Source organism: Aequorivita sinensis, assembly GCF_006346335.1.
GTDB classification, from domain to species: Bacteria; Bacteroidota; Bacteroidia; order Flavobacteriales; family Flavobacteriaceae; genus Aequorivita; species Aequorivita sinensis.
On the sequence record NZ_VDMC01000001.1, the window covers coordinates 372,650 to 384,841 of the forward strand.

Here is a 12,192-nt window from a genome sequence, read left to right on the forward strand (position 1 = left end):
GTTTATCCTACAGATCCTTCTAAACTGATTTCTAAGAGTTTTTGCGCTTCCACTGCAAACTCCATAGGCAACTTGTTTAAAACCTCTTTCCCAAAACCATTTACTATTAAGGCAATTGCTTTTTCAGTGTCAATTCCACGTTGATTACAATAGAAAATTTGGTCTTCACCAATTTTACTTGTAGTAGCTTCGTGTTCTATTTGAGCCGATTTGTTTTTAGATTCAATATATGGGAAGGTATGAGCCCCACAGCTATTCCCCATTAATAATGAGTCACACTGAGAGAAGTTACGCGCGTTATCTGCATTTGGATGAATTTTCACCAACCCTCGATAGCTGTTTTGAGATCTACCAGCCGAAATACCCTTAGAGATAATCGTACTCTTAGTGTTTTTACCAATATGAATCATTTTGGTTCCAGTATCTGCTTGCTGATAATCATTTGTAACAGCAATAGAATAGAATTCACCAATTGAGTTATCTCCTTTTAAAATACAACTTGGATACTTCCAAGTAACAGCACTACCAGTTTCTACTTGTGTCCAAGAAATTTTCGCATTCTTTTCACAAATACCTCTTTTAGTTACAAAGTTATAAACCCCTCCTTTTCCTTCTTTATCTCCTGGGTACCAGTTTTGTACTGTAGAATACTTTATTTCAGCTCCATCTAATGCAATTAACTCTACTACTGCAGCGTGTAATTGGTTTTCATCACGACTTGGTGCTGTACAGCCTTCAAGGTAACTTACGTAACTGTCTTCATCTGCAATTACAAGCGTTCTTTCAAACTGTCCTGTACCTGCTTGATTAATTCTAAAGTAAGTAGAAAGTTCCATTGGGCAACGTACTCCTTTTGGAATATAACAGAAAGAACCATCACTAAATACTGCACTATTTAAAGCTGCGTAAAAGTTGTCTCTCTGTGGCACTACAGTACCTAAATATTTCTTTACTAATTCAGGGTGATTTTTAATCGCCTCAGAAATAGAGCAGAAAATAATTCCTTTTTCGGCTAATGTCTTTTTAAAAGTGGTTGCCACAGAAACTGAATCCATTACAATATCTACTGCAACTCCGGCAAGTTTCTTTTGCTCGTCTAATGAAATACCCAATCGTTTAAAAGTGTCTAACAATTCCGGATCTACCTCATCAAGACTATCGTACTTAGGTTTGCTGTTTGGTGCAGAGTAATATGAAATCGCCTGAAAGTCAGGTTTTTCATAATGTACATTTGCCCATTCTGGTTCTACCATTTTCAACCAATAACGATATGATTCTAAACGCCACTCTGTCATCCATTCTGGCTCCTCTTTCTTTTTAGAAATTGCGCGTACTACATCTTCATTTAATCCAACAGGAAATGTGTCAGATTCTATATCCGTATAGAACCCATATTCATATTCCTTGGTTTCTAATTCTTTCTTTAAATCGTCTTCGGTGTATTTCATTTTTATTAATTCAAAATTTGTAGTTCTAAATTCAATACAGAATAAAGAACTTACTTAAATTCATTTGCATTTAATTTACTTTTCTATAAGTAAACTTCAACTTATTTATAACGAAAAAGATTCTCCACATCCACAAGTGCGATTCGCATTTGGATTTTGGAAAACAAAACCTTTTCCATTAAGCCCACCACTATATTCGAGTGTGGTTCCTACTAGGTATAAAAAACTTTTTTTGTCCACTGCAATTTTTACATCAGCTTCTTCAAAAAGCTTATCATTTTCACCTAGATTATGATCAAATTTCAACTCATAGCTAAGCCCGGAGCATCCGCCACTTTTAACTCCAACACGCACAAAATCCTTCGCAATATCAAAGCCATCCTCGGCCATTAACTGTGCAATTTTGTTTTTTGCATTATCACTTACCTTAATCATATATAGAATAATTCTAAATTAGACGCAAATATACATCAATTAGAACTTTTAACCATAGCGAAGTGGGAATTTAAAACTATTGCATTATAGCTTCAGCCTATAGTGTAATAGGCGTGATTATTACTTGCATTTTTCGATAATGTATAGGAAAAGCGTACTTTTGCCAAAATCTGTAATAAACTTAGAAGAATGTTTGAGAATAAAGATAATTCCACCACAAGTATTGCAAGTTTAGGCGAATTTGGTCTAATAGATCATCTAACAAAAAACTTCAAAATAAAACAAAAATCGACTGTAAAAGGAATTGGTGATGATGCCGCTGTGATTTCTTGTAATTCTAAAAACGAAATAGTTGTTACTACAGATTTACTTTTAGAAGGTGTTCATTTCGATTTAAGTTATGTTCCTATAAAACACTTAGGATACAAGTCGGTAATTGTTAACCTATCCGACGTGTACGCAATGAATGCAGAGCCTACCCAAATTACTGTAAGCATTGCAGTTTCAAATCGATTTCCTATTGAAGCGTTAGAAGAGCTTTATGCAGGTATTACTGCTGCAGCTAAAATATATAATGTAGATGTAGTGGGTGGTGACACTACTTCTTCAACAACAGGGTTATTAATTAGCGTTACAGCCTTAGGCACTGTAAAAAAGGGAGAAGCTGTTTATAGAAGTGGAGCCAAAGAAAACGACCTACTTGTTGTAACGGGTGATTTAGGTGCTGCTTACCTAGGATTACAAGTTTTGGAACGTGAGAAAGAGGTTTTCAAAGTAAACCCAAATAGTCAACCAGACTTAGAACCTTATACATATTTAGTGGAACGCCAATTAAAGCCTGAAGCTAGAAAGGATATTCCTAATTTATTAAAAGAATTAGGTGTGAAACCAACTGCTATGATTGACATTAGCGATGGCTTATCATCAGAAATAATCCACATTTGCAAACATTCAAAAGTAGGGTGTAATTTATTTGAAGATAAAATTCCATTAGACCCTCAAGTAATTACAACTTGTGAAGAATTCAACTTAGATAGTACCACCATAGCTTTAAGTGGAGGCGAAGATTACGAATTGCTTTTTACAATTAGCACCGAGGATTACCCAAAAATAAAAGCCAATCCACACCTTACGGTAATAGGACATATGACTCATGAAAATGAAGGTACTCATCTTATAAGCCGAGCAGGAACTAAAATACCGCTAATTGCACGTGGTTGGAACCCAATGAAAGATTCGGAATAGTTGAATTAAATATTCAATATATTTTTTAGAGCATCTAAAACCTCATCCAAGTTTTCAACAGTACTCATATGCCCTCCTTCAATTATGATGGATAGAGCATCACAACTTTTAGCTAAAGCTATATTTTCATCAACAGGCAGCAACGAGTCTTCTTTTGAAAGAATCATATACTTTTCTTTGCTGAAGTTTTTCAACACATCGCTTCGGTCGTTACGGTCGCGCATACCTTTTATTGCAGCTTTTATTCCGTCAAGCGGAAATGACTGTGCTTCATTTTTCAATTCTTCTATATCTGAAGCAATTTTATCGCGTGTAGTTTCAGAAAATAAATTGCTAATTGCCATACTTATAAAAGCATAAGCATTTTGCTCAATTACCTTTAAAGCACGATTTCGGTTAATTTTTCTTTCTTCGGAATCTGGAGCAGGTGATGAATTTAAAAGTACTAATTTTTCAACTTTTGAAGAAAATTTTTCAACATAGGCTAATGCGATATATCCTCCCATTGAATGACCGATGAATGTCGCTGAAGTTATTTTTAAAGTTTTTAGAATTTCATCAACTACTTCAGCCATTAACTCCATAGAATGGATGTCTGAAATAACTTCACTGTTCCCGTGACCAGGAAAATCTAGTGTTATTACGGTGTTTTGTTTCGACAATTGTGGAATAAGGTTTTTCCACATTGTTGAACTCTCCAGAAACCCGTGCAATAGAACAATTGCGGGACCACTTCCAAAGGTGTTGTAATGTATTTCTGTGTTGTTATTTTTTAAAATCATAGTGTGAAAATAAACCTATAAAGAGCCCGTTAAAAAAAAGAGGAACACTTTAAAGGTCCTATAGTAAATATTATTTTTTATATGCAGAAGAATTAGATTTAACTATGAAGAAGACAACTGTTCCAATTATCACCGTAAAAAAGACATAGTTTGCTATTTCAGGATTTTCTAGTTTAGAAACCACCATCCCTAAAATAATAAATGCCAATCCTATAACGCCGAAGACAAATCTTAATAATGAAGCTACTTTTTCAATATTAACCTCTTCCTTTTCTGCCTTGGTCATGGTATTATATCCAGCGATAAGAAAGTAAAGCTTGAAATGTTTTACCACTATCCCGAGTACAATAAGAAATACGCCAATAATTATCAATGGTAAATCCATAAACCCAAAGATAAAAAATTATAAAAAATACAAGACAACGTATACAAAAAACCTGACAGGCTTGAGAAACCTGTCAGGTCTTGGGGTTTAAAAATCCTATTTCTTTGCCCTATTTATTCATTAAATCCTCAATCTCTTCTGCTTCAATTGGGATATTACGCATTAAGTTATAAGGTTCACCTGATTTTTGAATAACCACATCGTCTTCAAGTCTGATCCCGAAGCCTTCTTCTGGAATATAAATTCCAGGTTCTACAGTAAACACCATGTTTTCTGTCATTTTTTCCCAAAGCACACCGTAATCGTGTGTGTCTAAACCAATGTGGTGACTTGTACCGTGCATAAAGTATTTTTTATAAGCAGGCCAGTTTGGATCTTGGTTTTTAACATCAGCCTTATCTAGAAGTTTCAAGTCAAGTAGTTCTTTAGTCATTAACTCCCCTACTTCTTTGTGATACTCCTTCCAATAATTTCCAGGTACCAACATTTTTGTTGCATTATCCTTCACGCGATTTACTGCATCGTACACTTCACGTTGACGTTTTGTAAACCTTCCGCTTACAGGAATAGTACGACTCATATCGCTGGAATAATTAGCGTATTCGGCACCAACGTCCATCAGTATCAAATCCCCAGCTTTACATTGTTGATTATTTTCGATATAGTGAAGAACATTTGCATTGTTTCCACTTGCAATAATAGGCGTGTAAGCAAAACCACGAGAACGATTTCTTAAGAATTCATGCATATATTCTGCTTCAATTTCATATTCCCAAACACCTGGTTTTACAAAATCTAAAACTCTTCTAAATCCTTTTTCAGTGATATCACAAGCCTTCTGAAGAATATCTAATTCTATTTGATCCTTAACTGAACGCAGGCTCTGTAAAATCGGGTTGCTACGCTCCCAACTATGCGCAGGATATTTAGCTTTTGTAGCTTTTATAAATCTATCCTCACGAGTTTCAGTTTCTACACTTTGTCTGTAGTGTTCGTTAGTATTGAAGTAAATTCGCTCTGCTTGAGTCATAACTTCAAAAAAGATTTTATCGAAGTCTTTTAGCCAGTGAACATATTTAATCCCTGAAACCTCGTATGCTTTTTCTTTGGTTAACTTTTCGCCTTCCCACACAGCAATATGTTCGTTTGTTTCACGAACAAAAAGCATTTCGCGATGCTCTTCATAGGGAGCATCTGGAAAAAGAACTAATATTGTCTCTTCTTGATCAGCACCAGATAAATAAAACAAATCACGCGCCTGTTGAAATGGCATTGTACTATCTGCACTAATAGGATATGTATCGTTACTGTTAAAAACCGCTACACTTTTCGGCTTCATTTGAGCCATAAAGTTTTTACGGTTTTTTACAAAAAGTTCACTTGGAATTTGATCGTATTTCATTGAATTTATATTTTAGAATAATTGCTGAGAATTTTTTCTACACCAACTTAAAAAACTTTAACCTTAGTTAAATTAGCCGGTGAAATAAAAGTGTAATTGCAAAGCAAAAAGTAATTTATATTGAAAGCCAAAATTAAATATTATAAGCTTAATTACTTAAGAAGTTAGGTTAAAACTATACTAATCTTAACCCATTAGGCAATATCTACAATCTCAAAAAAACGCTCTTCATTCCCTATTTTTAAAACTGCTTTTTCGCCAACTTTCTTACTTATAAGCGCTTTTGCAAGCGGGGAAATAAATGAAATTTTTCCTTTGGCAATATTCGCTTCATCCACTCCGACTATTTGGTAATGCTGCAGCTTTGGGTTGTTGCCAATTGATAAGGTTAACCGCGCACCAAATCTCACTTCATCCTTCGGTTGCTGATCGATATCTATAATTTTTGCAGTATTTATCCTATTCAGCAGAAGTTGAAGTTTTGCATTAATGTGATTGACTGCAATTCGTCTGTCACTTTCGTTTGTAACTTCAAGGTTCTCCTTTTCATCAATTAACGATTGCTTTTCTTCCAAGAGTTCATCCATTCCAATTTGAGTAACGTAATTTGTTACGCCCTCAGGTAAATCTGCTCTTGGTGGCACAATAGGGATTTCCTCTTGATCATCTTCTTTTACAAAACCTCTACTCATAATTATTTATTTAATTTTTTAAAAATTCATGCAACTAATAAAATACATAATAAATGTAATAGCATAAGCAATCTCTACAATGGCTGTATATTTACACCTTTCTTTTTATCTGTAAAGAATCAGAAAAGCACTTAAACAGCATTTACTAATGAAGCACATCTACACAAACTTACTATTTAAAGTTTTTATAGCCATAGTATTAGGTATTGTATTCGGGCAAATCTTACCTGAATCTGTTAACCGAATTTTCACCACTTTCAATGCCTTTTTTGGACAGTTTTTAAGCTTTTCCATTCCTCTAATTATTATGGGACTAATAATGCCAGCCATTTCTGATTTGGGAAGAGGCGCGGGAAAATTATTGTTAATTACTGCTTTGATCGCCTACGGATCTACCCTGTTTTCGGGGTTTATGACGTATTTTTCCGCATCCAATATTTTCCCTTTTCTTTTAGAATCACACGTTAATGATGCAGGTCAAATTGTAGATTCTGGCAAAGAACTAACCCCGTACTTTAGTATTAACATTCCTCCTATATTAGATGTTATGTCGGCATTAGTTTTGGCCTTTGTCGTTGGTTTGGGATTATCTTTTCAAGAGAAATCTAGTTTAAAGCTTGTGGTTAAAGATTTTCAGAAAATCATAATGCAATTGATTGAAAATGTAATTGTGCCTTTACTTCCACTTTTTATCTTAGGAATATTTGTTAGCATGTCTTTTAATGGAAAGGTGTTTTCAATTCTTTCGGTCTTCATAAGCATAATAGGCGTGATTTTCGCATTACACATTTTATTATTATTGCTTCAATACACTATCGCTGGTGTACTTGTTAAAAAAAATCCAATTAAATTATTAGCTACTATGATGCCGGCATATTTCACGGCATTAGGCACACAATCTTCTGCAGCAACAATTCCTGTAACATTAGAACAAACAAAGAAAAATGGTGTTTCTGAAAAAATTGCAGGTTTTGTTATACCGCTATGTGCTACCATACATTTATCTGGTAGTATTATGAAAATAACCGCCTGTGCTATGGCATTAATGATTTTACAAGGAATACCTTTTAGCTTTACGCTTTTTGCTGGATTTATATTTGTATTAGGAATCGCAATGATTGCAGCACCTGGTGTTCCAGGAGGTGCAATTATGGCTGCGGTAGGAATTTTACAATCTATGCTAGGCTTTAATGAAGAAATGATTGGTCTTATGATAGCTCTATATATCGCAATGGATAGTTTTGGAACTGCTTGCAATGTTACTGGCGATGGCGCTATTTCGCTAGTAGTTGATAAAATCACGAAAGATAAAACTGTTGCTTAATTCTATAAAAAAACAGTATAACAATGGGATTTTTAGATGTTTTCCTTTGAAATAAATAATCAAACTTTAGATTTTAAATAACAATTAGATATTTAAACCAATTCTAAATAGGTTTCAAACAACAAAGAATGTTTGGCAACATGCTGTTTGAAGTGTATTTTTGTGGCACTATTCTAGAAATTAAACAATAATGGCAATACTAACCTCTTCAATTGCACGAAAAGTAGCGATGGCTCTTTCGGGCTTGTTCCTCGTCATTTTTTTGGCGCAACACTTTATTATTAATTTTACATCGGTCTTAGACCCTGAAACCTTTAACAGCTTGTCTCATTTTATGGGGCATAATTTTGTAGTTCAGTTTATCGCACAACCTATTTTAATTATTGGAGTTATTTTCCATTTTGTAATGGGTATTATCCTTGAAATTAGAAACCGCAGTGCACGACAAATTAGCTACAAATCTTATAAAGGAAACAAAAACTCTTCTTGGGCTTCGCGAAATATGATTATTAGCGGTGCTGTAATCTTAGCGTTTTTAGGTCTTCACTTCTACGATTTCTGGTTTCCAGAAATCGTACATAAGTATGTTGAAAGCCACCCAGTAGATGAAACTCGTTATTATACCGAGTTGCTTCAAAAATTTGAAAGCCCTGTTCGCACAGGATTATACAGTCTTTCATTTGTATTGTTAGCACTTCACCTTTGGCATGGATTTTCTTCGTCTTTCCAAAGTATGGGTTGGAATAACAAGTATTCTAAAGCCTTACAAGGTTTCACGAAGTTTTACGCAATATTTATCCCTTTAGGATTTATTTTCATTGCGATTTATTTACACCTTAATCAATAATCACCACGAAATTAAACGCTATGTCAGTATTAGATTCAAAAATCCCAAAAGGACCCTTAGCAGATAAGTGGACAAAACATAAAAACGACGTAAATCTCGTTAACCCTGCCAACAAACGTAATATAGATATTATTGTAGTTGGAACAGGTCTTGCTGGTGGTAGTGCCGCAGCAACCCTAGCCGAATTAGGCTATAACGTAAAAACATTTTGCTACCAAGATTCTCCTAGACGTGCGCACTCAATTGCAGCTCAAGGAGGTATTAACGCAGCAAAAAACTATCAAGGTGATGGTGACTCTAACTACCGTTTATTTTACGATACTGTAAAAGGTGGCGATTACCGCTCTCGTGAAGGAAACGTTTATCGCCTTGCGGAAGTATCAGCAAACATCATCGACCAATGCGTAGCACAAGGTGTTCCTTTTGCTCGTGAGTACGGAGGTATGCTAGACAACCGTTCTTTCGGTGGTGTTTTAGTTTCACGTACCTTTTACGCTAAAGGACAAACAGGACAACAATTATTACTTGGTGCATATTCAGCAATGAATCGCCAAATAAATAGAGGGAAAATCACTCCTTACAACCGCCACGAAATGCTAGATTTAGTTATCGTAGACGGAAAAGCAAGAGGTATCATCGCTCGCGATTTAATTACTGGTGAAATTGAAAGACATTCAGCTCACGCAGTAGTAATCGCATCTGGTGGATACGGAAATGCATTCTTCTTATCGACAAACGCAATGGGAAGTAACGCAACAGCAGCTTGGAAAATCCATAAAAGAGGTGCTTACTTCGCAAACCCTTGCTATACACAAATTCACCCAACATGTATTCCAGTTTCTGGAGACCACCAAAGTAAACTTACTTTGATGTCTGAATCATTAAGAAACGATGGTAGAATTTGGGTTCCTAAGAAAAAAGAAGACGCTATCGCTATCCGTGAAGGAAAGAAAAAAGCTAAAGATCTTTCGGAAGACGAACGTGATTACTACTTAGAAAGAAGGTACCCTTCTTTTGGTAACTTAGTGCCTCGTGACGTAGCTTCTAGAGCAGCTAAAGAACGTTGCGACGCTGGATTTGGTGTAAATAAAACAGGTCAAGCTGTATTCCTAGACTTTGCTAGTGCTATTGAACGTTACGGAAAAGAGCAAGCAGCAATGCACGGAAACCACAATCCATCTAAAGAAGAAATTACAAAACTTGGGAAAGAGGTTATCGAGAACAAATACGGAAACCTTTTCCAGATGTACGAGAAAATCGTTGATGAAAACCCATACGAAAGCCCAATGATGATATACCCAGCAGTACACTATACTATGGGTGGAATTTGGGTTGATTACAACCTACAGTCTACAATTCCTGGTTGCTATGTAACTGGAGAGGCTAACTTTAGTGATCACGGTGCAAACCGCTTAGGTGCATCGGCATTAATGCAAGGATTAGCAGATGGTTATTTCGTATTGCCATATACAATTGGTGATTATCTATCAAAGGACATTAAAACTGGACCAATTCCAACAGATTCTCAAGAATTCGACGAGGCCGAAAACAAGGTTCGCGAGCAATTAGAAAAGCTGATAAACAATAAAGGATCTCATTCTGTAGATTATTTCCACAAGAAGCTTGGACACATTATGTGGAACAAATGTGGAATGGCTCGTAATGCGAAAGATTTAGCGTCTGCAATGACCGAAATTAGAGCTTTACGCGAAGAATTCTGGAAAGAAGTAAAAGTTCCTGGAGAATTGAATGAAATGAATGCAGAGCTTGAAAAAGCGATGCGTGTTGCAGATTTCCTTGAATTAGGAGAATTGTTTGCGAAAGACGCCTTACACAGAAATGAATCTTGTGGAGGACACTTCCGTGAAGAATATCAAACTGAAGAAGGAGAGGCACTACGTGACGACGAAAACTTTATGTACGTTGCCGCTTGGGAATACACTGGAGATCCAGCAACAGAAGTACTTCACAAAGAAGAATTGAAGTACGAAAATATTGAAGTTAAATCGAGATCATACAAATAGACTATGAAACTTACTTTAAAAATCTGGAGACAGAAAAATAGCAAAGCAAAAGGAGAATTAAAAACATATCCTATTGACGGAATAGAAGGTGACATGTCTTTCTTAGAGATGCTCGACGTTCTAAATGAAGAATTAATTAATAAAGGTGAAGAGCCTGTAGTTTTCGATCACGACTGTCGTGAAGGAATATGCGGTGCTTGTTCGTTACAAATTAACGGAGAACCTCATGGACCAGATAGATTGGTTACAACTTGCCAGTTACACATGCGTATGTTTAATGATGGTGATACAATTGTTATCGAACCATTCCGCGCAAAAGCATTCCCTGTAATTAAGGATTTAGTTGTAGATAGAACATCATTTGAAAGAATTCAGCAAGCAGGTGGTTACGTTTCTGTAAACACTTCAGGTAACACTATCGATGCTAACGCTATTCCTGTAAATAAGCAGGATGCAGACGATTCTTTCAACGCAGCAACTTGTATTGGTTGTGGTGCATGTGTTGCAGCTTGTAAAAACGCTAGTGCAATGTTATTCACTGCAGCTAAAGTAAGCCAATTTGCACTGCTTCCTCAAGGGAAAGTTGAAGCAACTGAGCGTGTATTAAACATGGTTGCTCAAATGGATAAAGAAGGATTTGGTAACTGTACAAATACAGGTGCTTGTGAAATTGAATGCCCAAAAGGTATTTCATTAGAAAACATTGCAAGAATGAACCGCGAATACCTAAGCGCAAGCTTAAAAGGATAAAGTAAATTATACCTTATATAACTAAAACCTCTGCAATAATTGCAGAGGTTTTTTTTGTGCTTAAAATCTACAGGGAAAAGCTAAAAAATATTTAACATATTCATTTTAAATAATTTACACTTATATTCGTTTTCAAAGTATAAGAACTAAGCTCTTTATGATTAGAATATATTATTTAATGATTTTTTTTATTTGTTGTAGCCAAACTACTTTTAGCCAAATTGGTCCTCGTGTCTGGAAAAAAGAAGTAAAAACTACCTCAAATAAGAAAGATTCCAAGTTTTCTACAAAGCAATTAGCATATTCAATTACAAAAAATACGATATCAGATTCCGAAAAGGTATTAGAGATTTATAATTGGATTACAAAAAACATTTCATACGATAATGAATTAATGCGAAGTAAGAGTCTACAGAACAGAATATATACTTCAGAAGAAAACGTTGTTAAGAACGCTTTAGAACGCAAAATGGCTTTGTGTGGAGGGTTTGCACTATTATTTAAATCTTTGTGCTCAGACCTTGGCATAGAAGCTAAAGAAGTTCACGGATACACTAAGGATTACACTGGCCGTTTTAAACAAACCAAAACTCCTCATCACACTTGGAATGTAGTAAAATTAAATGGCAAATGGCATTTAATTGATTTAACGTGGGCGGTAAGTCATGGCAATGGCGGGTCTCCAGATAACTTTTGGTACTTAACAAGACCTGAAGATTTTATATACTCTCATTATCCTGAAAATCCTAAGTATACATTATTAAAAGAACCAATATCCTTTTCAGAATTTAAAAACATAAATTCTCATTAATAAAAAAACCTTCACATTTCTGTGAAGGTTTTTTTATCTTAAACAAG

The 12,192-nt window shown here is 35.3% G+C and carries 12 protein-coding genes; 6 read left to right on the forward strand and 6 right to left on the reverse strand.

Annotated features, from left to right (window positions below):
• Nucleotides 1–2: 2 nt before the first annotated feature.
• Both sufB and FHP04_RS01710 read right to left on the reverse strand, forming a co-directional pair.
• The gene (gene sufB / locus FHP04_RS01705) at nt 3–1,448 is read right to left on the reverse strand and encodes a Fe-S cluster assembly protein SufB (protein WP_139854105.1); all 1,446 of its coding nucleotides are present in this window, start codon (nt 1,446–1,448) and stop codon (nt 3–5) included.
• Nucleotides 1,449–1,553: 105 nt separating this feature from the next.
• Entirely contained in the window at nt 1,554–1,883 is a 330-nt protein-coding gene (locus FHP04_RS01710) for a HesB/IscA family protein (protein WP_139854106.1), read from the reverse strand.
• Nucleotides 1,884–2,072: 189 nt separating this feature from the next.
• Between FHP04_RS01710 and thiL the strand changes: the two genes are divergently transcribed.
• Nucleotides 2,073–3,128 carry a thiamine-phosphate kinase gene (gene thiL / locus FHP04_RS01715; protein WP_139854107.1) on the forward strand — a complete coding sequence of 352 codons (1,056 nt, stop codon included), beginning with the start codon at nt 2,073–2,075 and terminating at the stop codon, nt 3,126–3,128.
• A 5-nt stretch (nt 3,129–3,133) separates the two neighbouring features.
• On the opposite strand, the gene FHP04_RS01720 is transcribed toward thiL, so the two are convergent.
• The 4 genes from FHP04_RS01720 to FHP04_RS01735 form a co-directional block, all read right to left on the reverse strand.
• Nucleotides 3,134–3,910 carry an alpha/beta fold hydrolase gene (locus FHP04_RS01720; RefSeq protein WP_139854108.1) on the reverse strand — a complete coding sequence of 259 codons (777 nt, stop codon included), beginning with the start codon at nt 3,908–3,910 and terminating at the stop codon, nt 3,134–3,136.
• 70 nt (nt 3,911–3,980) lie between these two features.
• Nucleotides 3,981–4,295, reverse strand: a complete 315-nt coding sequence (locus tag FHP04_RS01725) for a DUF3784 domain-containing protein (RefSeq protein ID WP_139854109.1) — start codon at nt 4,293–4,295, stop codon at nt 3,981–3,983.
• Between the two features lie 109 nt (nt 4,296–4,404).
• Nucleotides 4,405–5,697 (reverse strand): aminopeptidase P family protein, encoded by a 1,293-nt coding sequence (locus FHP04_RS01730; RefSeq protein ID WP_139854110.1) that lies wholly within the window; start codon nt 5,695–5,697, stop codon nt 4,405–4,407.
• A gap of 194 nt (nt 5,698–5,891) precedes the next feature.
• Nucleotides 5,892–6,389, reverse strand: coding sequence for a GreA/GreB family elongation factor (locus FHP04_RS01735; RefSeq protein WP_139854111.1), 498 nt, complete (start codon nt 6,387–6,389; stop codon nt 5,892–5,894).
• 148 nt (nt 6,390–6,537) lie between these two features.
• On the opposite strand from FHP04_RS01735, the gene FHP04_RS01740 reads away from it, so the two are divergent.
• From FHP04_RS01740 to FHP04_RS01760, 5 genes are all read left to right on the forward strand, one after another.
• Nucleotides 6,538–7,713: a dicarboxylate/amino acid:cation symporter gene (locus FHP04_RS01740; protein ID WP_139854112.1), complete on the forward strand. Its 1,176-nt coding sequence runs from the start codon at nt 6,538–6,540 to the stop codon at nt 7,711–7,713.
• A 190-nt stretch (nt 7,714–7,903) separates the two neighbouring features.
• Nucleotides 7,904–8,560, forward strand: a complete 657-nt coding sequence (locus FHP04_RS01745) for a succinate dehydrogenase cytochrome b subunit (RefSeq protein WP_139854113.1) — start codon at nt 7,904–7,906, stop codon at nt 8,558–8,560.
• 20 nt (nt 8,561–8,580) lie between these two features.
• Nucleotides 8,581–10,584, forward strand: coding sequence for a fumarate reductase/succinate dehydrogenase flavoprotein subunit (locus FHP04_RS01750; RefSeq protein WP_139854114.1), 2,004 nt, complete (start codon nt 8,581–8,583; stop codon nt 10,582–10,584).
• Nucleotides 10,585–10,587: 3 nt separating this feature from the next.
• Nucleotides 10,588–11,334, forward strand: a complete 747-nt coding sequence (locus tag FHP04_RS01755; protein ID WP_139854115.1) for a succinate dehydrogenase/fumarate reductase iron-sulfur subunit — start codon at nt 10,588–10,590, stop codon at nt 11,332–11,334.
• Between the two features lie 178 nt (nt 11,335–11,512).
• The gene (locus FHP04_RS01760) at nt 11,513–12,145 is read left to right on the forward strand and encodes a transglutaminase domain-containing protein (RefSeq protein WP_158319103.1); all 633 of its coding nucleotides are present in this window, start codon (nt 11,513–11,515) and stop codon (nt 12,143–12,145) included.
• Nucleotides 12,146–12,192: the final 47 nt, after the last annotated feature.

Excerpts from the sequence above, each read along its gene's own strand:
- FHP04_RS01725 (WP_139854109.1), bottom strand. The coding sequence starts at position 4,295 with ATGGATTTACCATTGATAATTATTGGCGTATTTCTTATTGTACTCGGG.
- FHP04_RS01730 (WP_139854110.1), bottom strand. The coding sequence starts at position 5,697 with ATGAAATACGATCAAATTCCAAGTGAACTTTTTGTAAAAAACCGTAAA.
- FHP04_RS01735 (WP_139854111.1), bottom strand. The coding sequence starts at position 6,389 with ATGAGTAGAGGTTTTGTAAAAGAAGATGATCAAGAGGAAATCCCTATT.
- FHP04_RS01760 (WP_158319103.1), top strand. The coding sequence starts at position 11,513 with ATGATTTTTTTTATTTGTTGTAGCCAAACTACTTTTAGCCAAATTGGT.
- FHP04_RS01745 (WP_139854113.1), top strand. The coding sequence starts at position 7,904 with ATGGCAATACTAACCTCTTCAATTGCACGAAAAGTAGCGATGGCTCTT.
- FHP04_RS01710 (WP_139854106.1), bottom strand. The coding sequence starts at position 1,883 with ATGATTAAGGTAAGTGATAATGCAAAAAACAAAATTGCACAGTTAATG.
- FHP04_RS01740 (WP_139854112.1), top strand. The coding sequence starts at position 6,538 with ATGAAGCACATCTACACAAACTTACTATTTAAAGTTTTTATAGCCATA.
- FHP04_RS01720 (WP_139854108.1), bottom strand. The coding sequence starts at position 3,910 with ATGATTTTAAAAAATAACAACACAGAAATACATTACAACACCTTTGGA.
- sufB (WP_139854105.1), bottom strand. The coding sequence starts at position 1,448 with ATGAAATACACCGAAGACGATTTAAAGAAAGAATTAGAAACCAAGGAA.
- FHP04_RS01750 (WP_139854114.1), top strand. The coding sequence starts at position 8,581 with ATGTCAGTATTAGATTCAAAAATCCCAAAAGGACCCTTAGCAGATAAG.
- thiL (WP_139854107.1), top strand. The coding sequence starts at position 2,073 with ATGTTTGAGAATAAAGATAATTCCACCACAAGTATTGCAAGTTTAGGC.
- FHP04_RS01755 (WP_139854115.1), top strand. The coding sequence starts at position 10,588 with ATGAAACTTACTTTAAAAATCTGGAGACAGAAAAATAGCAAAGCAAAA.